The 20,645-nt window shown below is 66.9% G+C and carries 18 protein-coding genes and 1 tRNA gene; 14 read left to right on the forward strand and 5 right to left on the reverse strand.

Translation table 11 applies throughout. The features are described 5' to 3' along the window. Nucleotides 1–3: 3 nt before the first annotated feature. Nucleotides 4–1,683, reverse strand: a complete 1,680-nt coding sequence (gene argS / locus ASF79_RS08250; protein WP_055853665.1) for an arginine--tRNA ligase — start codon at nucleotides 1,681–1,683, stop codon at nucleotides 4–6. Between the two features lie 58 nt (nucleotides 1,684–1,741). Next, the gene (locus ASF79_RS08255) at nucleotides 1,742–2,536 is read right to left on the reverse strand and encodes a transglutaminase-like domain-containing protein (RefSeq protein ID WP_055854619.1); all 795 of its coding nucleotides are present in this window, start codon (nucleotides 2,534–2,536) and stop codon (nucleotides 1,742–1,744) included. Between the two features lie 111 nt (nucleotides 2,537–2,647). On the opposite strand from ASF79_RS08255, the gene ASF79_RS08260 reads away from it, so the two are divergent. From ASF79_RS08260 to ASF79_RS08275, 4 genes are all read left to right on the forward strand, one after another. Next, nucleotides 2,648–2,719: transfer RNA gene (locus tag ASF79_RS08260), tRNA-Arg, on the forward strand. 44 nt (nucleotides 2,720–2,763) lie between these two features. Beyond that, nucleotides 2,764–3,459 (forward strand): Pr6Pr family membrane protein, encoded by a 696-nt coding sequence (locus ASF79_RS08265; protein WP_055853667.1) that lies wholly within the window; start codon nucleotides 2,764–2,766, stop codon nucleotides 3,457–3,459. Nucleotides 3,460–3,492: 33 nt separating this feature from the next. Continuing rightward, nucleotides 3,493–5,247, forward strand: a complete 1,755-nt coding sequence (locus tag ASF79_RS08270) for a pyruvate dehydrogenase (RefSeq protein ID WP_055780717.1) — start codon at nucleotides 3,493–3,495, stop codon at nucleotides 5,245–5,247. Nucleotides 5,248–5,307: 60 nt separating this feature from the next. Then, nucleotides 5,308–5,754 (forward strand): MarR family winged helix-turn-helix transcriptional regulator, encoded by a 447-nt coding sequence (locus ASF79_RS08275; protein ID WP_055853669.1) that lies wholly within the window; start codon nucleotides 5,308–5,310, stop codon nucleotides 5,752–5,754. Between the two features lie 17 nt (nucleotides 5,755–5,771). On the opposite strand, the gene ASF79_RS08280 is transcribed toward ASF79_RS08275, so the two are convergent. Beyond that, complete coding sequence (locus ASF79_RS08280; protein WP_055853672.1) at nucleotides 5,772–6,515, reverse strand: gamma-glutamyl-gamma-aminobutyrate hydrolase family protein; 744 nt, start codon at nucleotides 6,513–6,515, stop codon at nucleotides 5,772–5,774. A gap of 105 nt (nucleotides 6,516–6,620) precedes the next feature. On the opposite strand from ASF79_RS08280, the gene ASF79_RS08285 reads away from it, so the two are divergent. The 10 genes from ASF79_RS08285 (at nucleotide 6,621) to ASF79_RS08330 (ending at nucleotide 18,676) form a co-directional block, all read left to right on the forward strand. Next, complete coding sequence (locus ASF79_RS08285) at nucleotides 6,621–8,720, forward strand: TPM domain-containing protein (RefSeq protein WP_055853675.1); 2,100 nt, start codon at nucleotides 6,621–6,623, stop codon at nucleotides 8,718–8,720. A 39-nt stretch (nucleotides 8,721–8,759) separates the two neighbouring features. After that, entirely contained in the window at nucleotides 8,760–9,506 is a 747-nt protein-coding gene (locus tag ASF79_RS08290) for a PspA/IM30 family protein (protein WP_055780707.1), read from the forward strand. A gap of 41 nt (nucleotides 9,507–9,547) precedes the next feature. Beyond that, entirely contained in the window at nucleotides 9,548–10,405 is an 858-nt protein-coding gene (locus tag ASF79_RS08295; protein ID WP_055853678.1) for an arginase family protein, read from the forward strand. Then, complete coding sequence (locus ASF79_RS08300; RefSeq protein ID WP_055853680.1) at nucleotides 10,402–11,205, forward strand: crotonase/enoyl-CoA hydratase family protein; 804 nt, start codon at nucleotides 10,402–10,404, stop codon at nucleotides 11,203–11,205. The genes ASF79_RS08295 and ASF79_RS08300 overlap by 4 nt, the downstream gene beginning before the upstream one ends. A gap of 13 nt (nucleotides 11,206–11,218) precedes the next feature. Next, nucleotides 11,219–12,670 carry a dihydrolipoyl dehydrogenase family protein gene (locus ASF79_RS08305; protein ID WP_055853681.1) on the forward strand — a complete coding sequence of 484 codons (1,452 nt, stop codon included), beginning with the start codon at nucleotides 11,219–11,221 and terminating at the stop codon, nucleotides 12,668–12,670. Between the two features lie 5 nt (nucleotides 12,671–12,675). Then, nucleotides 12,676–13,065 carry a Fe-S oxidoreductase gene (locus ASF79_RS08310; RefSeq protein WP_235500723.1) on the forward strand — a complete coding sequence of 130 codons (390 nt, stop codon included), beginning with the start codon at nucleotides 12,676–12,678 and terminating at the stop codon, nucleotides 13,063–13,065. Continuing rightward, on the forward strand, nucleotides 13,062–13,937 hold the full coding sequence (locus ASF79_RS08315) for an SDR family NAD(P)-dependent oxidoreductase (protein WP_235500692.1): 876 nt from the start codon (nucleotides 13,062–13,064) through the stop codon (nucleotides 13,935–13,937). Before ASF79_RS08310 ends, ASF79_RS08315 begins: the two co-directional genes overlap by 4 nt. Nucleotides 13,938–14,046: 109 nt before the next feature. Further along, a complete protein-coding gene (locus tag ASF79_RS08320) occupies nucleotides 14,047–14,847 on the forward strand; it encodes an HAD family hydrolase (RefSeq protein ID WP_442853858.1) in 801 nt (266 codons plus the stop codon). Beyond that, nucleotides 14,844–17,351 (forward strand): glycoside hydrolase family 65 protein, encoded by a 2,508-nt coding sequence (locus tag ASF79_RS08325; RefSeq protein ID WP_055853683.1) that lies wholly within the window; start codon nucleotides 14,844–14,846, stop codon nucleotides 17,349–17,351. Before ASF79_RS08320 ends, ASF79_RS08325 begins: the two co-directional genes overlap by 4 nt. 32 nt (nucleotides 17,352–17,383) lie before the next feature. After that, the gene (locus ASF79_RS08330; RefSeq protein ID WP_156366189.1) at nucleotides 17,384–18,676 is read left to right on the forward strand and encodes a GNAT family N-acetyltransferase; all 1,293 of its coding nucleotides are present in this window, start codon (nucleotides 17,384–17,386) and stop codon (nucleotides 18,674–18,676) included. A gap of 43 nt (nucleotides 18,677–18,719) precedes the next feature. On the opposite strand, the gene ASF79_RS08335 is transcribed toward ASF79_RS08330, so the two are convergent. Beyond that, the gene (locus tag ASF79_RS08335; RefSeq protein WP_162239075.1) at nucleotides 18,720–19,130 is read right to left on the reverse strand and encodes a siderophore-interacting protein; all 411 of its coding nucleotides are present in this window, start codon (nucleotides 19,128–19,130) and stop codon (nucleotides 18,720–18,722) included. A gap of 42 nt (nucleotides 19,131–19,172) precedes the next feature. Then, nucleotides 19,173–20,633 carry an amidase gene (locus ASF79_RS08340; RefSeq protein ID WP_055853690.1) on the reverse strand — a complete coding sequence of 487 codons (1,461 nt, stop codon included), beginning with the start codon at nucleotides 20,631–20,633 and terminating at the stop codon, nucleotides 19,173–19,175. Nucleotides 20,634–20,645: the final 12 nt, after the last annotated feature.

Raw genomic sequence — 20,645 nt, forward strand, 5'->3', positions numbered from 1 at the left:
CACCTACATCCGTTCCGGAGCGGAGACGCCGAGGAGGTCGAGGCCGTTGCGGATGACCTGTCCCGTCGCGTCGTTCAGCCACAGACGGGTGCGGTGGAGATCGCTGATCGGCTCGTCGCCCAGCGGAAGCACGCGAGCCTGGGAGTACCAGCGGTGGTAGTGACCGGCGACCTCCTCGAGGTAGCGTGCGATGCGATGCGGCTCGCGCAGTTCGGCGGACTTCTGCACGATGCGTGGGTATTCCTGCAGTGAACCGAGAAGCTCGGTCTCTGACTCGTGCGAGAGGAGGGTGGGCTCGAACACCGAGCGGTCGACGCCGGCTGAGGCAGCATTGCGCGCAACCGAACGGGTGCGCGAGTGCGCGTACTGAACGTAGAAGACAGGATTGTCGTTGGTCTTCGAGCGCAGCACATCTCCGTCGAGCGACAGGGGCGAATCCGCGGGATAGCGGGCGAGCGAGTAGCGCAGCGCGTCCGCGCCCACCCACTCGAGCAGATCGTCGAGTTCGATGATGTTTCCGGCGCGCTTCGAGAGCTTGGCGCCATTGAGATTCACCAGCTGGCCGATCAACACCGAGATGTTGACGGCGGGGTCGTCTCCCGCCGCAGCAGCCAGAGCCTTGAGCCGCCCGACATAGCCGTGGTGGTCGGCGCCGAGAAGGTAGATCTTCTCCGTGAACCCGCGGTCCTTCTTGCTCAGATAGTAGGCCGCGTCTGCGGCGAAGTAGGTGACGACTCCGTTGCCCCGCGTGAGCACCCTGTCTTTGTCGTCGCCGAAGTCGGTGGTGCGCACCCACACCGCGTCGTCTGCTTCGAACACGTGACCCTGGGCGCGGAGCCGGTCGGCCGCGTCATCGATCAGGCTTCGCCCGGTCGCCGGGTCGATCTGATGCAGCGTGCGCTCAGAGAAGAACACGTCGAAGTGCACGTGGAAGCGCTCGAGCGAATCCTTGATCTCTTCGAGCTGCCTTAGGTATCCGAGGTCGCGAGCGACCGGGACAGCCTCGTCGAGCGGGAGGTCGAGCAGATTCGGCGCGCTCTCGAGCACGTGCTTCGCGAGTTCTCCGATGTAGGCGCCCGGGTATCCCTTCTCCGGCGTCGGCTCGCCCTTTGCTGCGGCGAGGATCGAGAGGCCGAAGTTGTCCATCTGATTGCCGGCGTCGTTGATGTAGTACTCGGTCGCGACGACGGCACCGGATGCGCGCAGCACGCGAGCGATCGCGTCGCCGAGGGCGGCCCAGCGGGTGTGGCCCAGGTGCAGCGGCCCGGTCGGATTCGCCGAGACGAACTCCATGTTCACAGAGAGTCCGTCCAGCGAGTCGTTGCGGCCGTAGCTCTCTCCGGCGTCGACGATCTGTCGGGCGATCTCGGCGGCCGCGGCGACGTCGAGAGTGATGTTGATGAACCCGGGACCCGCGACATCCACCGACGCGACGCCCGGGATGGCCTCGATCTCGGGCGTGATCTCCGCGGCGAAGGCGCGAGGATTCGTTCCCAGCCTGCCCGCGAACTTCATCGCCACGTTGGAGGCCCAGTCTCCGTGATCGCGGTTGCGAGGACGTTCGAGCACCAGGTCGGCGATGGTGACACCAGCGTCGGGAACGGACTCCCCCGCAGCTCGGCGCCGCTCGATACGAGCGGTCACGATGTCGAAGAGGGCCAGGGAGAGCTGTTCGGGAGTCACGAACGTCGATCTTACCGTTCAGGCTGCGCCGGCCGCGGTGCGTGCGCGACGGTCGTCCTCAGCGCAATTGCACCAGCCGCGTCACATCGTCGGTCGGCAGCTCGTCGACCGTCGCCGTCACCTCGAGCTCGGTCAGAGTGAGCAGCCCGTCGTGGTTCGTGAGAAATGCCGTGTCCGCCGCATCGCGTCCCGTCGAGATTCGGACAAGGCTCTGCCTCGGGGCCAGCGCCGTCGCATCCACGATGTACCACGCGCCGTCGACGAAGGCTTCGGCCACGGCATGGAAGTCCATGGGATCGAGCCCCGGCGCGTACACGGCGACCAGCCGAGCGGGCACGTCGAGTGCGCGGAGCAGCGCTACGACGAGGTGCGCGTAGTCGCGGCAGACTCCCTGTCTGGCGAGCAGCGTTCGAACGGCACCGTCGGTGGGCAGACTCGAGCCGGGAACGTAGCTCAGCTTGTCGCCCACCCACGAGCTGACGCCGTCGAGCAGGGCCCGCCCCTTGAGACCGGCGAACTCGGACACGGCGGTGGGCAGGAGGATGTCGGACTCGCAGTACCGACTGGGCTTGAGATAGGTGATGCGGTCGATCGCCGTGATGGCGGCGGGCACCGCCTCCCCCGTGACCGTCGCCCAGTAGTCCATCGTCAGCGTTCCCGCGCCGACAGTGAACTGGTGCAGCCGCGTGCCGTGCACATCCGAGATCTCGACCGGGGTGATGCTGCTGCCGCCGTAGCGGAAGTCGATGGTCTCGACGTGTCGGGTGATGCCTTCAGCGACCGATGCCGCGAAGACCATCGTGACGGGACTGTCGATACGAACGGCGATGTGTGCTGAGACGGAGCGCTTCATGGCATGCATCATGCCATTCGAATGTTTCGAGTTCGTGTTGCGCACGGGTCGTCGCCACCGTCCGATCACGCGCGCTACAGTGTGCCGCTTCTGGTAGGTTTTCTGGAGTACGCCCTCGTAGCTCAGCGGAAGAGCGCTTCCCTCCGAAGGAATAGGTCGCTGGTTCAAATCCAGTCGAGGGCACACCGGCGCTTCGTCGGCCGCGCACATCCGGGGGTCGGATCGCCATGAGGATTCTCTTCGCCGCACTCCGCGTCGCCGTCGCCATCGCCATCCTCGCCGCGATCGTCGGCCAGTTGATGACGAGCCTCGCGTTCTGGTCGGATCGAGGCGTCACAAACGTCGGCAGCAACATCGTGAACTTCTTCAGCTTCTTCACGATCGAGTCGAACGTCGCTGCGGCGATCGTGTTATTGATCGGCGCGGTCCTGATGGTGGCACGCCGTGGCCACGATCCCGAGTGGTTTCAGGTGACGCGCGCGGCCGTCGTGAGCTACATGGTCGTGACCGGCCTCGTCTACAACGTGCTGCTGCGCGGCATCGACCTGCCGCAGGGGGCGACGCTCGGCTGGTCGAACGAGATCGTCCACGCCGTCGCGCCCGCCTACGTTCTGCTCGATTGGATCCTCGCTCCCGGACGCCGCCCGATCTCCGCGCGCCGGATAGGCGTGATCCTGATCTACCCGCTGGCCTGGGTGGTCTACACGCTGGTCCGAGCGCCCTTCGTCACCGATCAGGTCTACGGGACCGAGTACTGGTACCCGTATCCGTTCCTGAACCCGAACAGCTCGCCACAGGGATACGTCTCGGTCGCGTTCTACGTCGTGCTCATCGCCGCGGTCATCGGGCTGACGGCAGCCGGCGTCCTGTGGCTCTCTCGACGGGGCACGGTCTCCCGCCGAGACTCTCGACAGCTGTCCTAGCCCGACCCCGGGCCACGGGGGTTAACTGGATCCATGGCCACAACCGTTGCAGACCAGCTCATCGCCCAGCTCATCGACGCGGGAGTCCACCGCATCTACGGCATCGTCGGAGACAGCCTCAATCCGGTGGTCGACGCCGTGCGCCGCACCGGTGGATCCGCCAAAGGCGGCATCGACTGGATCCACGTGCGCAACGAGGAGGCTGCGGCCTTCGCCGCCGGAGCCGAGGCACAGCTCACCGGCAAGCTCGCCGTATGCGCCGGCAGTTGCGGCCCGGGGAATCTGCATCTCATCAACGGTCTCTTCGACGCCCATCGATCGGGTGCGCCCGTTCTTGCGATCGCGAGCCACATTCCGAGCATCGAGATCGGCAGCTCCTACTTTCAAGAGACCCACCCCGACCGTCTGTTCGTCGAGTGCTCGAATTATCGCGAGCTGATCTCGACGGCCGTACAGGCGCCGCGCGTCGTGAACTCCGCCATCCGGCACGCGACAGGACTCGGCGGTGTGGCCGTCGTCACGCTGCCCGGCGATATCGCCGAGTTGGATGCCGTCGGCTCGGCCCCGGCATTCGTTCTCCCCCGGCCTCCCGCGATCGTGCCCGACGCGAACGACATCGCTGAATTGGCCAGCGCGATCAATGATGCGAAGACGGTCGCCATCTTCGCGGGCGCGGGCGTCGAGGGCTCGCACGACGAGGTCGTCGCCTTCGCCGACCTGCTCGCCGCCCCCGTGGGTCACACGCTACGCGGCAAGCAGTGGATCCAGTACGACAACCCCTTCGACGTCGGCATGACAGGTCTCCTCGGCTATGGTGCGGCACATGCGGGAATGCACGATGCAGAGCTGCTCATCCTGCTCGGCACCGATTTTCCGTACGAGCCGTTCCTGCCCGACGGAACGAAGGTGCAGATCGCCCAGATCGACGCCGACGCGTCCCACCTCGGGCGGCGCGCGAGCGTCACTCATGCGATCCACGGTGACGTCGCATCGACCCTGGCCGCCCTCACCCCGCTGATCCGGGGCGAGCGAAACCGGAGCTTCCTCGAGAAGACCCTCAAGCGGCACCACAAGTTGCTCGACTCGGTCGTGGGAAAGTACACCGACGTCGACAAGACCGTGCCGATCCACCCGGAATTCGCCGTCACCGTGCTCGACGAGCTGCTGTCGGACGATGCCATCGTGACCGCCGATACCGGCATGGGCAACGTCTGGCAGGCGCGCTACATCACTCCCAACGGGCGCCGCCGGCTGATCGGTTCGTACCTGCACGGATCGATGGCCAACGCCGTTCCCCAGGCCATCGGAGCCCAGTCTGCTTATCCGGGTCGTCAGGTGGTCACGATCTCGGGCGACGGTGGCCTGTCGATGCTGCTCGGCGAGCTGGTGACCATCGCCGCGTACAAGCTCCCCGTCAAGGTGGTCGTGTTCAACAACTCCACCCTCGGCCTCGTGAAGCTCGAGATGTTCGTCGACGGCTACCCAGATTTCGGCGTGGACGTGCCAGGGGTCGACTACGCCGCCGTCGCCGCTGCACTCGGCTTCTTCTCCCGTCGCGTCGAGGATCCACAGGACCTGCACGGGGCCCTGAGCGAGGCGTTCGCCCACGACGGCCCCGCGCTGGTCGACATCGCCACCGATCCGCTCGCCCTGTCGCTGCCACCGAACATCACGGTAAAGCAGGTCACCGGATTCGGACTGGCGTTGTCGAAGCTCGTTCTGAATGGCGGCGTCGGCGAGGCCGTGCGGATGGCGCGCTCGAACATCAGACACGTTCCGGGGCTCTGAGCCTCTTATACTTAGTGCCCTATTGATTCGTGCGCATCGCACGGGCGAAGGGAAGCGTGCATGCCGCAGGACGTCGACGTGCTGGCGCTCGAGAATCAGGTGTGCTTCGCTCTGGCCGTGGCATCGCGCAGCGTGATCGGGCTCTATCGCCCCGTTCTCGAGCCGCTCGGTCTCACGCACCCGCAATACCTCGTGATGCTGGCGCTCTGGCAGCAGGATCCGAGGTCGGTGAAAGAGCTCGGAGCGGCGCTTCAGCTCGAACCCGCGACCCTCTCGCCCCTGCTCAAGCGGCTGGAGGCATCCGGTCTCATCGATCGACGACGCAGCGCGGCCGACGAACGGCGCCTCGACGTGACCCTCACCGAAGCAGGCCGGGCGCTGCGGTCACGGGCGGAGAGCATCCCGCAGACGATGATCGAGCAGTTGGGCATGCCCGTCGCCGAGCTCCAGGCGATGCAGGCGTCGCTGACGGCGATCATCGCGGCGGCGACGCGGTCGAGCGACTGAGACGACCGGTTCGAGTCTCAGGCCAGAGCGCGCTCGCGCACGCTGAGCCGGGCCACCAGCTGCGCGAGCTGGCCGTCCGGGGCACCCGGGTCCTCGGGGTGGAACTGCACCCCCGTGACCTGTGCGTCGGCATGCTCGACCGCCTCGACGACGCCATCCGGCGCCGTGCCGATCGCGACGAGACCCTCGCCCAGCCGGGCGACCGCCTGGTGGTGCGCGCTCTGTACGACGATCTCGGTCGCGTCCAGATCCGTCGACAGTCTGCTCGAGGAGTCGAGAGCCACGGTGTGCGCGGCCATGATGTCTCGAATGGGCGCACCGAGGTTCTTGTGGATGGTCTGGTTGCCGAGGTCCTGCACGACGTCTCCGCCGAGAGCGACGTTGATGACCTGGAGTCCCCGACAGATGCCGAGCAGAGGCGTGCCGCGTCGCAGCGCTCGGTGCACGAGCGCGATCTGACCCTCGTCGGCGGTCTCGAAGTGCTGGCTCTCGAAGGGGTAGTCCGCCGCTCCGCCATAGAAGCGAGGCGAGATGTCTTCGCCGCCCATGATCATGATGGCGTCGCTCGCGTCGGTGAGAGAGAGCAGTGATGCTGTTCCGACATCGGCGGCGGCGACACGGTTGACGAGCCAACCGTCATTCTCCGCAGCACGCACGGCTCGGGAGTTGAGCACCTCGACATAGGCGTGGTACTCGACATCGCGCGGGCGGTACCGGGTGACCTCGACGACGCTGAGTCGCTTCTCGGTGCGGGTGGGCATGCATCCATCATGCTGATTTCGACGCGCGCTCCCCAGCACACTCGTAACGCGGCGACACACAGTGTCGATACCGTCGAGACAGACCTCTGTTCTAGACTGCCTGCGATGTCCAGTAGCGATCGACGACGATTCTCCAGCCTCTCATCCCGCCTTCTCGCCGGGGTCGGACTCGTGCTCGCCCTGTTCGCACTTCAGGTGCCCTCGGCCGCTACGGCGACCGGACCGGTCGACCTGGACGGGGCATACATCGTCGACCGGTCGAGCGTGCTCGGTAGCCGGGCCGGCGAGGTGCAGGACGCTCTCGACGACCTCTCGGCCGACGAGAGCGTCAATCTCTTCGTCGTCTACGTCGACAGCTTCACCGGAGTAGACGACAGGCAGGCATGGGCCGACGACACGGCCATCAAGAACGATCTCGGCGTCAACGACGTGTTGCTCGCCGTGGCGACAGACGACCGGCTCTATCAGGTCTCCGTCGATCCGGGGTTCGCTCTGGATGACGCGCAGCTCTCGAGGCTGGCCACCACCTCGATCCAGCCGTCGTTGCGCGAGAACGACTGGGCTGGCGCCGCCATCAACACGGCTACCGGATTGGGTGAACTCCTCCGGGGAGATGATCTCTCCGCCCCGGTGATCGCACCGGGCCAGGAGACCGCGAATGGCTCGGGTGGCGGGTCGACCGTCTTGACCTGGATCCTCGGAGGCGCCGTCGTTCTGGTGGCGGCCATCGTCGGGCTCGTCTTTCTGCGGCGTCGAACGAAAGCCTCGGCAGAATCGGCGCGGTCCCGAGGATCCGGCCCTAGCCAGGAAGACCTCGATCGGCAGGTCGGCAGGCTGCTCGTGCAACTCGATGACGCGACCGCGAGCAGCGAACAGGAATTGGGTTTCGCCATCGCCCAGTTCGGAGACGACGCGACCGCGACGTTCGCGCAGACCCTGGAGAGCGCCAAGCAGAAGGTGCGCGAGAGCTTCGCGCTCAAACAGCGTCTCGACGACAGCACGCCCGATAGCGCAGAAGACCGGAGAGCATGGTCGCTGAGGATCATCGACCTGTGCACGAAGGCCGATGCCGAGCTCGACGCTCAGGCCGAGGCGTTCGCGGCGCTGCGCGAGCTCGAGAAGAATCCGCAGCCCGCGCTCGACGCCATCGCGACGGGCGTAGCAGCGGCCCGTCAGACCGCTCCGAGGGCGGCGTCGACCCTCGCCTCACTCACCGCGCGCTATGAGCCTCACGCACTCGCGACGGTCATCGAGAACGCGTCTCAAGCGGAGAAACTGTTGTCGTACGCCGACGCCACGGCGCGCGCCGTGCCGGATCTCGTCGCCGCCGGTCGCGCAAGCGAGGCGGCCGTGAGCATCCAACGTGCGCAGGGCGCGGTCGCGCAAGCCGGAGTCCTGTTCTCAGCGATCGACACCCAGGCGACCGCGTTGCAGAGCGCGGTCGCCTCGCTCACCTCGGCTATCGGAGAAGCGTCCAGCGACACAGCCGAAGCAAGGGCCCTGCTATCGACTCCCTCGGGCGCGGCCCGCGGCGCCGAATTGAGTCCGTTGATCGCCCAGCTGGAGGCGGCCGTGGCTCAAGCGCAGACCTCCGGTCCTTCGGATCCCGTTGCCGCGCTCCAGTCGCTCCAGTCGGCGAACGGGCCACTCGACGCGGCACTCGCGGTCGAGCGTGAGAAGGCGCAACGGTTGGCGCGCACGCAGGAACAGCTCTCGAGAACGCTCGCGGCTGCATCCGGCACCATCTCGGCGGTCAAGGAGTATGTCGTGACGCGCCGAGGGGCCGTCAGCGTCGATGCCCGCACCCGCATAGCCGAGGCCGAACGGCTGCTCACCGAGGCCTACGGCCTGCAGACGACAGATCCGGAACGGGCGTTGGCCTCCGCCACACAGGCGAACAGATTCGCGCAGACAGCCGATCAGTCCGCCCGCATCGATGTCGACGCCTACAGTCCTCCGTCGAGCCGGGGATGGCCCGACGACGACGGCGATTCGGCCGCGCTCGGAGGTCTCCTCGGGGGTCTGTTCTCGGGTGGCGGCTCGACGAGACGCTCGTCCTCCGGCGGCTTGTTCGGAGGATCATCAGGCTGGGGCGGCAGCTCGCGTTCCTCGGGTTCATCACGTTCCTCGCGGTCGTCGGGCTCACGTCGGAGTTCCTCGTCATCACGCTCAGGCGGTCGTCGCGGCAGCGGCGGGCGTTTCTAGCACACGCACGATCCACGGTCACAACCCAAGGAGAAGACAATGGCAAAGCAGTCCATCATCGGTCGCATCACGCAGCTCGCCAAGGCGAACATCAACGCTCTGATCGATCAGGCCGAGGATCCCCAGTTGATGCTCGATCAGCTCGTGCGCGACTACAGCGACAACATCGCCGATGCCGAGAGCGCCATCGCGCAGACCATCGGAAACCTGCGTCTGCTCGAAGACGACCACCGCGAAGACGTGTCGACGGCAGAAGACTGGGGTCGCAAGGCGCTCGCTGCAAGCCAGAAGGGCGACGAGCTCCGTGTCGCCGGCAACACTATCGACGCCGACAAGTTCGATGCTCTCGCCAAGGTGGCCCTGACGCGTCAGCTCCAGAGCGAAAAGGAGGCCGCCGACGCCGAACCCTCGATCGCCTCGCAGACCGAGGTGGTCGAGAAACTCAAGGCGGGCCTCAACGCCATGAAAGAGAAGCTCGGCCAGCTCACGCGCAAGCGCGACGAGCTCGCGGCGCGCGCCAAGACCGTCGAGGCGCAGAGCACGGTGCAGGATGCGCTGAAGAGCATCGATCTGCTCGACCCGACCAGCGACCTCGGCCGGTTCGAAGACAAGATCCGACGCGAGGAGGCGAAGGTGCGCGGCCAGGAAGAGCTCACGGCCTCGAGCCTCGACGCCCAGTTCGAGAGCCTCGACGATCTCGGGGAGCTCACCGAGGTCGATGCCCGTCTGGCGCAGCTGAAAGCGAAGAACCAGCCGGCTCGACCCATCGACGCGCCGGTCGAATAGCATCCGGTCCGACGCCCCGAAGACCGTGGAAGACTGAGCAGGTGCCAGCTACTTTCGTGATCGTGCCCCAGTGGCAGGGCTCCGGTTCGTCGAGGGCCATGCGCCTCGTCGACGGGGCGTCGGCCATCCAGGGCGATCTGCCCGCCGCAGCCACCAGAGTCGTCGATGTACCGATGGGCGCGGGCGAATCGCAGGGCACCGGCGTTCTGCGCTACACGGCCATCCAGTCCGTGCTCGCCAATCAGCGACGCGTGCTCGGCGCCACCGTCGGCCCGGTGGTGACGATCGGCGGCGATTGCGGCGTGGAGTTGGGAGCCGTCCCGCACGCCCTCGAGTCGTCCGGCGAATCGGTTGCCGTCGTCTGGTTCGATGCCCACGGTGACCTCAACTCGCCTGAGACCTCGCCGTCGCACGCGTTCCACGGAATGGTTCTGCGCGCTCTGCTCGGCGATGGTCCCGACGCGCTCCTGCCCTCCGTCCCACTGTCGAGCACACGAGTCGTGCTCGCCGGCACGCGGTCGCTCGACGACGACGAGGCCGCCTACATCGAGTCCGCGGGCCTGCGCGTGGTCTCGGTCGCCGAGCTCCAGGAGCCGGAGGCCGTGGTCGAGGCGGTCCTGCAAACGGGGGCGAGCTCCGTGTACATCCACGTCGACCTCGACGTCATCGACCCCGCCGGGATCGACGGCGTCGGCTACCCCGAACCGTTCGGACTCACCGTTCAGCAGCTCGTGCAGGCGATCTCGGCCATCCGTGCGCGGTTCGCGCTCGTCGGTGCCGGCATCACGGAGTTCGCTCCATCGACGCCCGAGTCCGCGTCCGACGATCTGCCCGGCATCCTCCGCATCATCTCGGCCCTCACCCGCCCCGTGCCGCGACAAGAAGAGAGCACCCCGTGACCGACTCCCCCCGGCCCCATGGGGCGCGGATCGTGACCGAACGACGCGGCCACGTTCTCCTGATCCAGCTCCACAGGCCTGAGAAGCGCAACGCGGCCGACTTCTCGATGCTGCAGCAGCTCTCGTCCGCCTACGGCGAGCTCGACTCCGATCCCGAACTGCGGGTGGGGCTCGTGCACGCTGCCGGTGATCATTTCACCGCCGGGCTCGACCTCGCCGACATCGGCCCGCGCATCACCGAATCGGGAATCGACTACGTCGATGACGACGGAATCAATCCGTGGCAGGTCTCGGGGCGCAGTCTCAGCAAGCCTGTCGTCATGGCGGTGCAGGGAATCTGCCTGACGCTCGGAATCGAGTTGATGCTCGCCAGCGACATCGTCGTCGCCGCCGATTCGACGCGCTTCGGACAGCTCGAGGTGAGCCGTGGCATCCTGCCCTTCGGCGGGGCCACCCTGCGTTTTCCCCGCGCCGTCGGCTGGGGGAACGCCATGCGCTGGATTCTGACGGGCGACATGTTCGACGCGGCGGAGGCCCTCAGAATCGGACTGGTGCAGGAGGTCGTTCCCGAGGGAACGCAGTTCGAGAGGGCGCTCGAGCTCGCCGAACGCGTGGCGGCGCAAGCGCCCCTCGCCGTGCAGGCCGCGCTCGCCAACGCCAGACTCGCCGTTCGCTCGGGCGACGCGGCAGCCGAGGCCGAGCTTCAGCCCGCTCTCGTTCGTCTCGCGTCGAGCGACGACGCACGGGTCGGTCTCGAGGCATTCGCAACCCGCACCACGGCTCGTTTCACAGGCCACTGAGCAAGGACACATCATGACAACGACCGAATACGACCTCATCGTCATCGGCGCGGGCGCCATCGGAGAGAACGTGGCAGACCGCGCCGTCCAGGGCGGCCTGCGCACGGCCCTCATCGAGAGCGAACTCGTCGGAGGAGAGTGCAGCTACTGGGCGTGCATGCCCTCGAAAGCCCTGCTGCGGAGTGGGTCGGTGCTGCGCTCGGCGCAGTCCGTGGAGGGTGCGAAGGAGGCGGTGACGGGAGACATCGACGTGTCCGCAGTGCTGAATCGACGCAACTCGTTCACCAAAGACTGGAAAGACGACAGCCAGGCGGACTGGGTCTCGAGCGCTGGCATCGACCTCATCCGCGGGCACGCGCGGTTCGTCGGCCGCAAGCGCATCGAGGTCACCGGTGCCGACGGAACGACGACCACCTACTCGGCGAAGCACGCCATCACGGTCTCGACCGGATCCGCGGCCCTGCTGCCCGACATTCCCGGTTTGGCCCAGTCCCGTCCGTGGACGAGTCGCGAAGCGACCAGCGCGCAGTCGATCCCGTCGCGACTCGCCATCATCGGCGGCGGTGTCGTGGCCGTGGAAATGGCCACAGCCTATGCCAGCCTGGGCGCCGTCGTCACTCTCCTCGTGCGTGGGGCGCTCCTCGACTCGATGGAGCCGTTCGCCGGCGAGCTCGTCGGATCGTCGCTCGCCGACCTCGGTGTCACCCTGAAGCTGCACACCTCGCCGACGTCGGTCGAAAGGCTTGCGGGCGGCGACGTCGTCGTTCACCTCGACGACGGATCGACCGTCACGTCCGACGAGCTTCTGGTGGCCACCGGACGCACGCCGCGCACGGAGGACCTCGGGCTCGAGACGATCGGGCTCACGCCCGGCGACTGGCTCACCGTCGACGACACCCTGCGAGTCGTCGACGGCAGCGGTCAGCCCTTCGACGGAGGCTGGCTGTACGCCACGGGCGATGTCAACCACCGCGCGCTCCTGACTCATCAGGGCAAGTACCAGGCGCGGGCCGCCGGCGACGTGATCGCGGCGCGCGCCGATGGCAGAGAGGTGTTCGACGAGCCGTGGGGCGCACACGTCGCCACGGCAGACCACCGCGCTGTTCCGCAGGTCACCTTCAGCGACCCGGAGGTCGCGTCGGTCGGATTGACCGTGGCTGCGGCAGAGAAGGCGGGGTACCGCACGCGCGTCGTCGACTACGAGATCGGCAACGTCGCCGGCGCGAGCGTACATGCCGACGGCTACACCGGCACCGCGCGCATGGTCGTCGACGAAGATCGCCGGGTCGTTCTGGGAGTCACCTTCGTCGGCCCCGACGTGGGCGAGATGCTGCACGCCGCCACCATCGCCGTCAGCGCCGAGGTCCCCATCGACCGACTCTGGCACGCGGTTCCGGCCTATCCGACGATGAACGAGATCTGGCTCCGCCTGCTCGAGACCTACGGTCGGCCCGTCGGCGCGTGAAGCCGATCTCGATTCCCGACGTCGCGCTGACCCGGGCAGTGAAGTCGGTCGTGCTGACTCCCCCATTGGCCCGCGCCGGCTACCTGTACGCCACGGCGGTGGCGCTCGTCTGGGGCTTCTCGCTCAGCACCGGAAAGGTGAGGCGCGTCGATGGTCTCTTCGTGTGCGAGGGCATGCCCACGTGGTCGTTCTCGAGGGGCGGATCGTGCGTGGGCGGGGTCTACCTCACCGACACGAACACGAAACCCGCCGTCCTCGAGCACGAGTCCGTGCACCGGACCCAGTGGAAGAAGTACGGAATGGTCTTCCCCGTCCTCTACTTTCTCGCGGGTCGAAACCCTCTGACCAACCGGTTCGAGATCGAAGCCGGTCTCGAGAAGGGCAACTATCGGTGACCGCGACGAGCCGTCCGTTGGCCGACGCCACAGTGGTGATCACCGGCGCGAGCTCAGGAATCGGACGAGCCGCGGCCGAAGAGCTCGGGCGTCGGGGGGCGCGCGTCGCCGTTCTCGGTCGCGATGCCGACCGAACCCGCGACGTGGCCGCATCCATCACGAATGCCGAGCCGTTCGTGGCGGATTTCGCATCGTTGGCCGACGTGCGGCGCGTGTCGAGCGAGCTGCTCGAGCGCTTCGACCGCATCGATGTGCTCGCCAACAACGCGGGTGGCCTCGTCTCGCGCCGCACGCAGACGGTCGACGGCCACGAGAAGACGTTCCAGGTCAACCACCTCGCGCCCTTCCTCCTCACCCGTCTTCTGCTTCCTCGACTTCGAGAGACAGCAGCCGCAGGGCACCCTGTCACCGTGATAGCCACGGGGAGCGTGGCGAATCGATGGGGTCGGCTCCGGCTCGACGACCTCGATTCCCGCGCGAGGCCGTGGCTCGGCGGATGGCAGGCCTACGGCTCGGCCAAGACCGCGGTGCTGCTCGGCACGCGAGAACTCGCTCGCAGAACTCGCGGCAGTGGCATCACCGCATACGCTTTTCATCCGGGGTTCGTCACGACCTCGTTCGGTGCCGACTCGTGGATGCTCCGGCTCGGCAACGCGCTCGGCAACGGCGGCCTCGGAATCACTCCGGAGACCGGCGCGGTGCCGTTGATCGAGTTGGCATCGGCCGCCATCCCTCCCGCCCCGAGCGGAACGTACTTCGACGGGCTGGTCCCCAACGGGAGAACGAGCGGCGCCGCACGCGATGACACCCTCGCGTCACGTCTCTGGGGGGTATCCGAGAAACTCGTCGATCTCGAGGTCGTCACCGACTGACCGGGCCGTGCGGAAACGTTTCCATGTAGCCGCTACTATGGCGGAGTTACCCGCTTCACCCGACATCTTCCCCTTCCCCTCTTCGCCTCAGAACCCCCCGAGGATTCCTGTGACTTCTGCCCCGATTCCGGTGCTCTCCATCACTGACGCACGCGAGCGACTCACGTCGCTGAAAGCCGTGCTGTTCGACCTCGACGGAGTACTCACACCGACCGCCGACGTGCACATGTCGGCATGGGCCCGTCTCTTCTCTCCTTACCTCGCCTCGCGCGGCATCGACGAGCCGTACACCGACGCCGACTACTTCGCCTATATCGACGGCAAGCCGCGTTACGACGGCGTGCGCTCGTTTCTGGCCTCGCGCTCCATCACGCTTCCGGAGGGCACGCCTGATGACGCTCCCGAACTCGAGACCGTCTGCGGTCTGGGCAACCGCAAGAATTCGGCGTTCACAGAGTCTCTCGAATCCGACGGCGTAGCTCCGTACCCCGGGTCTCTGCGCTTTCTCGATGCGATCACCGACGAGGGACTCCTCGTGGCCGTCGTGTCGAGCTCGCGCAATGCCGAACCCGTGTTGCGTGCGGCGGGCATCCGCGATCGTTTCGAGGTGGTCGTCGATGGTCTCGTCGCGGCTCGCGAGGGTCTCGCGGGCAAGCCCTCTCCGGCGACCTACGCCTACGGCGCGGCGCTGCTCGGGCTGTCTCCTCAGCAGTGCGTCGTCGTCGAGGACGCCCACTCCGGAGTACAAGCCGGACGCGATGGTAAATTCGGTCTCGTACTCGGGGTGAACCGCGGCGCCGGCACGGCCGAACTCCTCGAAAGCGGCGCCGACATCGTGGTCGACGACCTCGCCGAGCTGCTTCCCCTTACTCCTTCAACCTCGACTCCTACCCCAGGGGAACCCGCATGAATCTGATCTCCCGCGACCCGCTCGACCGCAACCGTTTTCCCCTCGACGAGTGGGCGCTCGTCGAGACGGACTTCAGCTCGAAGGACATGGGCCGCACCGAGACCCTCTTCGCCATCGGCAACGGCTACCTGGGACTCCGAGGCAACGTCGACGAGGGGCGCGACGGCCACGAGCACGGCACCTACATCAACGGGTTCCACGAGACGTGGCCCATCAGGCACGCCGAAGAGGCCTTCGGCTTCGCCCGGGTCGGCCAGACCATCGTCAACGCCCCCGACGCCAAGATCATCCGGCTCTATGTCGACGACGAGCCGCTGGTCCTGACCGAGGCCGATCTGCCGATGTACGAGCGTCGGCTCGACTTCGCCGACGGCATCCTGTGCCGCTCTCTGGAATGGCGCACGCCGTCCGGCAAACGGGTACTGATCAACTCGCGTCGCATGGTCTCGTTCACCGATCGTCATCTGGCGTTCATGGACTACGAGGTGACCCTGCTCGATGCCGACGCCTCGGTCGTCATCTCGAGCCAGATCCTCAACAGGCAGGACGGTATCGACGAATACCACGCTCCGACCGCCGCGTCGAAGGACTTCGACCCGCGCAAGGCCGAGGCATTCACCGATCGTGTCCTCCAGCCACGCTACAAGCGCGACGAGGACGGCCGTTATGTGCTGGGCTACCGCTGCACGAATTCGGGCATGACGATCGCCTGCGGGGCGGACCACACGATCGAGACCGAGAACGAGTTCGAGGAGTCGTCCCAGATCGGCGACGATCTGGCCAAGCACGTCTATCGGATCCGTGCCCACCAGGGCAAGACCATCCGCATCACGAAGACGGTGAGCTACCACACGTCGTCCGGAGTTCCCACGCGCGAACTCGCGGACCGCTGCGATCGCACTCTCGACCGCGCGCGTGACGAGGGCATGGAGTCGTTCGTCGAGCGCCAGCGCGAGTGGCTCTCGGAGTTCTGGGCCCGCACCGACGTGGTGCTGCCCGGGCAGCCGGTCCTCCAGCAGGCCACGAGATGGAACCTGTTCCAACTCGCGCAGGCATCCATGCGTGCCGACGGCCAGGGAGTCTCTGCCAAGGGTGTCAGCGGATCGGGCTACGGCGGCCACTACTTCTGGGACACCGAGGTGTACGTACTGCCGTTCCTCACGTACACGTCGCCGATCGCCGCGCGCAACGCTCTCCGCTTCCGTCATGCCATGCTCGACCATGCCCGCATGCGTGCGACCGAGCTCAACCAGCTCGGCGCCCTGTTCCCGTGGCGCACCATCAACGGTCTCGAGTCGAGCGCGTATTACGCCGCCGGCACGGCGCAGTACCACATCGATGCCGACATCTCTCATGCGCTCACCCAGTACGTCTCGGCCACGGGCGACGAGGACTTCCTCGCTCGGGAGGCCATCGACATCCTGGTCGAGACCGCGCGGATGTGGGCCGACCTCGGGTTCTGGCGGGCCAACGGCGGCGATATCTTCCACATCCACGGCGTGACCGGTCCCGACGAGTACACCACCGTCGTCAACGACAATCTGTACACCAACGTCATGGCACGCTCGAATCTGCGCTCCGCCGCGGCGGCCGTCACACGTATCCGCGAAGAAGACCCCCAGGCGTACGACCGTATGGTGGCGCGGGTCAAGTTCGACGAGGCCGAGATCGACGAGTGGTCGCGTGCCGCCGAGGCGATGCACATTCCGTTCGACGAGAATCTGCGCATCCACCCGCAGGACGCCCAGTTCCTCGAGAAGGAGCGCTGGGATCTCTCGCACACTCCGCCCGAGAAGCGCCCGCTCCTTCTGCACTTCCACCCGCTGGTGATCTACCGCTTCCAGGTGCTCAAGCAGGCCGACGTCGTTCTCGCTCTCCTGCTGCAGGGCGACCAGTTCACGGCCGCAGAGAAGCGTGCCGACTTCGATTACTACGATCCGATCACCACCGGCGACTCGACGCTGTCGGCCGTTGTGCAGTCGATCATCGCGGCCGAGGTCGGGTACTCGAGCTTGGCGCTCAGATACTTCACCTCGGGCCTCTTCGTCGATCTGGCGGATCTGCACAACAACACCGCCGACGGCGTTCACGTCGCCTCGACGGGCGGGGTGTGGAGCGCGCTGGTCTACGGATTCGGAGGCTTCCGTGACCACGGCGGTCGCGTCACGATCGACCCGCGGTTGCCCGAGGAATGGCAGGGACTCACCTACCGCATCACGCTGCGTGACACTCGGATCCGAGTCGACCTGCGGCAGGCCGACATCGAGCTGACGGTCGAGGACGGCGACAGGGCCACGGTCTTCGTTCGTGGCGAGCGTGTGACGGTGCAGGCGGGCGAGCCCGTTCTTATCGGACTCGATCACCAGGGGCCACGGCTGCCGGGCGCTCCGAGGGCCGCCGACGTCGAGGGCAATCTCAGGGCAGATGGAAGTGTCATCACCTCGTCACTTCCGACCATCTCGCTCGACACCTCCGAGGCCGGCCTGCTCGAGCCCATCGACTGATACGCGGTGTCGCGGGCGCTAACGTGGAGGGTGTGAGCACCTCAACGCAGTCCCTCGAACTCCGCACATTTCAGGCAGGCCGCGACGGTGAGACCGCCGACGGGCCGACCGCTGGTTGGCTCGAGGCGGACTTCCTCGGCTTTCTCGGACGCCGACCGACAGAGGCGCACGCCGCTGCCCTGGGGGGATACCTCCGGGAGGACGGTCAGGAACTGACGGGCGTGTACGACACCGCGTCGCCCGAGCACTCGTTGCGCCCCGACATTCCCGTGGCCACGTTCGCCTCGTTCGAAAAGCCCCTCACGGTGAGCCCCGGGGTGCAGCTGAAAGCCCACCTCATCTCGTCCGTCACCGTCCGCGCCACGCATCGGCGCCGCGGCATCCTCCGCCGCATGATGACAGAGGATCTCCGGCGCGCCGCCGAAGCCGGGTTCGCCGTCGCGGCCCTCACTGCATCAGAGGCATCGATCTATCGTCGCTTCGGCTTCGGGGCGGCAACGTGGGTGCACGAGCTGACCGTCGACACCGACGCGCGTTTCGCTCTCATGAAAGCACCCTCCGGCCGGTGCAGCGTCGTCGATCCACGCGATATCCCCGCCCTCGCTGGCACCGTCTTCGATGCCTTCCATGCGAGCCAGCCGGGATCCATAGGCCGGCACGCCCAGTATTCCGACCGTATCTCCGGCACACTCACCGACGAAGGCGAAGAAGACCGGGCGCGGCGGGCTGCTGTGCACTACGACGAGAGCGGCGTCGTCGACGGCTACGTCACCTACCGATTCGGCGGGTGGGAGACGAAACCTCACGCGATCGAGGTCAACGACCTCGTCGCCGCTACGGGCGATGCCTATCTGGCGTTGTGGCAGTACCTCGCCTCGGTCGACTTGAGTACTCGGGTGACGTTCTCGTCTGGTGCGCCCGACGATGCTCTGCGCTGGGCGCTTGTCGACCCGCGAGTGCTGACGGTCACGAATGTCGAGGATCGGATCTGGCTGCGCATCCTCGACCCCATAGCGGCGTTCAGCGCTCGGCGGTACACCTCCGATGGGGAGGTCACGTTCCGGGTTGTCGACTCCCTGGGATTCGCGGACGGCTTCTACAGGCTGACCGCCGCGGAGGGCGCGGGGTCACTCGAACGCATCGGCTCCGGTTCCGTCGACATCGAGATGGATGCGTGGGTGCTCGGCGCCCTGTACCTCGGCGGCGCGGATCCGCGCGTGGCCGCAGCGGCGGGTGCCCTGAGCGAGGTCGTTCCGGGCTCCGCAGAGACGCTGCAGCGTCTTCTCGCCCCGGCGGTGCCGGTCTACTGCAACACCGCGTTCTAGACGAGGGCCTGGCCCCGAGAACCGAAAAGCCGACGAGCTCGGACTACCGAGCGAGCGTTTCGCGGCTGGAACCGAGTCGTTCAGCGAGGTCGGCTCGAAGATCGTCGATGCGCGCGGCCTCTCCGCCGAGCCACACGCAGAGTTCGGCTCCATCGGCCACAACATCGCCCGTGGTCATCTCGCTCACCCACGCTCGGACAGCGCGGCCGAGCACCTGCCCGGGAGTACCGGTGCGCACGTCGCGCGCCAACCAGCTCACGGTGATGCGTTCGGGTGACTCGAGGGCGATGACGTCGAGCGCCGTCTCCACCTCGATGAAGATCTGCCCGCGTGCGGTATCCGGGAGAGTCTCTATGAGGCCCTGAATGACGGGAATGATCGTCGAATCGCCTGCCAGCAGTACGCGCCCGGCGGTCGTGGGCATGGCTCCCGCCTCGGTCATCAGAACTCTCATCGAACTTAGTATAGGCATACCTAACCTACGAAGAGAATCCCCCTATGACCAGATCGGCGGATGCTTCTCCTCCCACCGCAGCCGACGCTCGAGCTGCCGCGCGATAGACAGGAGGACGCTCTCTCCCCCGGGTCGGCCGATGAGCTGCATGCCGATCGGAAGAGAATCGGAACTCGTGCCGACCGGCAGTGTGATGGCCGGAAGCCCGGCGGCGTTGACGTACGACGAGAACGGCGAGTACTCCACCTGCTGGGCGAAGTTGCGTTCTGGATCGGCGGCGTCGTACCAGCCGATGGGACGTGGAAGAAGGGCGAGGGTCGGCGTGAGCACAGCATCGAATCCAGAGAATCGATCGATGGTGCGACGTTCGAAACGAGACAGCTCGGCGAGTGCCTGCGCGAGCTGCACGGCCGTCAGCTCGCGGCCGCGGCGACGAAGCCAGCGGGTGAGCGGTTCAACGTCGCCATCGGCATCCGCATCGGCTTCGGCTTCGATGGGCGCGCCGGACTCGATCCGGATCTGGGCCGCGCCGGCCTGCCAGACGGTCGTGAACGCCGAGCCGTACTCGGGAGCCGGTTCGAGCCCGACCTCCTCGATCCCGTGATCGAGGGCCGACAGCAGAGCGACCGTATCGGCGAGCACCGCCGTGATCTCGGGGTCGATGACGAGCTCGTGCGAGCTCGACCACGGGGAGTCGACGCAGACCCCGATCTGAAAGCGGCCCTCGCCTCTGATGGCGAAACCCAGAAAGTCGCCGTCATCCTCGCTCGGAGCACGCAGGGCGAAGTGATCGTCGATCACCGAGCCCCGGCGTCCGATCATTCCATCGAGCAGGAAAGCCGCATCCACGACGCTGCGAGCGATAGGCCCAGCGACCGGGAGCCCGCCGAGCGCGTCGATGCCCGACAGAGCCGGGACGCGCCCGCGCGAGGGCTTGATCCCGACGAGCCCGCATGCCGCCGCGGGGATGCGGATCGACCCGCCGCCATCCGACCCCGGTGCGAACGGGAGCAGCCCGGCGGAGACGGCGGCAGCCGCTCCCCCGCTCGACCCTCCCGGACCGAGATCGAGATTCCACGGGTTGCGGGCTGGCGGAGCCAGAAGGGTCTCGCTGTGGCTCGTCATACCGAATTCGGGTGTCGCCGTCTTGCCGAGGCTGATGCCGCCCGCTTCGTCGAGGACTCCGGGCAGCTCGTCGCTCGCCTCGGGAACGAAGTTGGCGAACGCGCGCGAACCGAATGTCGTGCGCACTCCCTCCCTCCTCCACAGGTCTTTGTCGGCGAACGGCATGCCCCACAGGCGCGTCGACCGAGGGACATGCATCTCGACGTGGCGGGCGCGCTCGAGCGCGCGCTCGGCCGTCACGGTGAAGAACGCGCCGAGCTCGCCGTCGCGTGCCCCTATGCGGTCGAGGTAATGCTGGGTCAGTTCGACCACGCCGAGCTCTCCTCGCTGCAGGAGGCGGTACTGGTCGAGGGCCGAGAACTCGTGCGGGGCGGTCATGAATCGAGCCTA

Source organism: Agreia sp. Leaf335, from assembly GCF_001423605.1.
Classification (GTDB): domain Bacteria; phylum Actinomycetota; class Actinomycetes; order Actinomycetales; family Microbacteriaceae; genus Agreia.

Excerpts from the sequence above, each read along its gene's own strand:
- ASF79_RS08255 (WP_055854619.1), bottom strand. The coding sequence starts at position 2,536 with ATGAAGCGCTCCGTCTCAGCACACATCGCCGTTCGTATCGACAGTCCC.
- ASF79_RS08265 (WP_055853667.1), top strand. The coding sequence starts at position 2,764 with ATGAGGATTCTCTTCGCCGCACTCCGCGTCGCCGTCGCCATCGCCATC.
- ASF79_RS08270 (WP_055780717.1), top strand. The coding sequence starts at position 3,493 with ATGGCCACAACCGTTGCAGACCAGCTCATCGCCCAGCTCATCGACGCG.
- ASF79_RS08275 (WP_055853669.1), top strand. The coding sequence starts at position 5,308 with ATGCCGCAGGACGTCGACGTGCTGGCGCTCGAGAATCAGGTGTGCTTC.
- ASF79_RS08280 (WP_055853672.1), bottom strand. The coding sequence starts at position 6,515 with ATGCCCACCCGCACCGAGAAGCGACTCAGCGTCGTCGAGGTCACCCGG.
- ASF79_RS08285 (WP_055853675.1), top strand. The coding sequence starts at position 6,621 with ATGTCCAGTAGCGATCGACGACGATTCTCCAGCCTCTCATCCCGCCTT.
- ASF79_RS08290 (WP_055780707.1), top strand. The coding sequence starts at position 8,760 with ATGGCAAAGCAGTCCATCATCGGTCGCATCACGCAGCTCGCCAAGGCG.
- ASF79_RS08305 (WP_055853681.1), top strand. The coding sequence starts at position 11,219 with ATGACAACGACCGAATACGACCTCATCGTCATCGGCGCGGGCGCCATC.
- ASF79_RS08325 (WP_055853683.1), top strand. The coding sequence starts at position 14,844 with ATGAATCTGATCTCCCGCGACCCGCTCGACCGCAACCGTTTTCCCCTC.
- ASF79_RS08335 (WP_162239075.1), bottom strand. The coding sequence starts at position 19,130 with ATGAGAGTTCTGATGACCGAGGCGGGAGCCATGCCCACGACCGCCGGG.
- ASF79_RS08340 (WP_055853690.1), bottom strand. The coding sequence starts at position 20,633 with ATGACCGCCCCGCACGAGTTCTCGGCCCTCGACCAGTACCGCCTCCTG.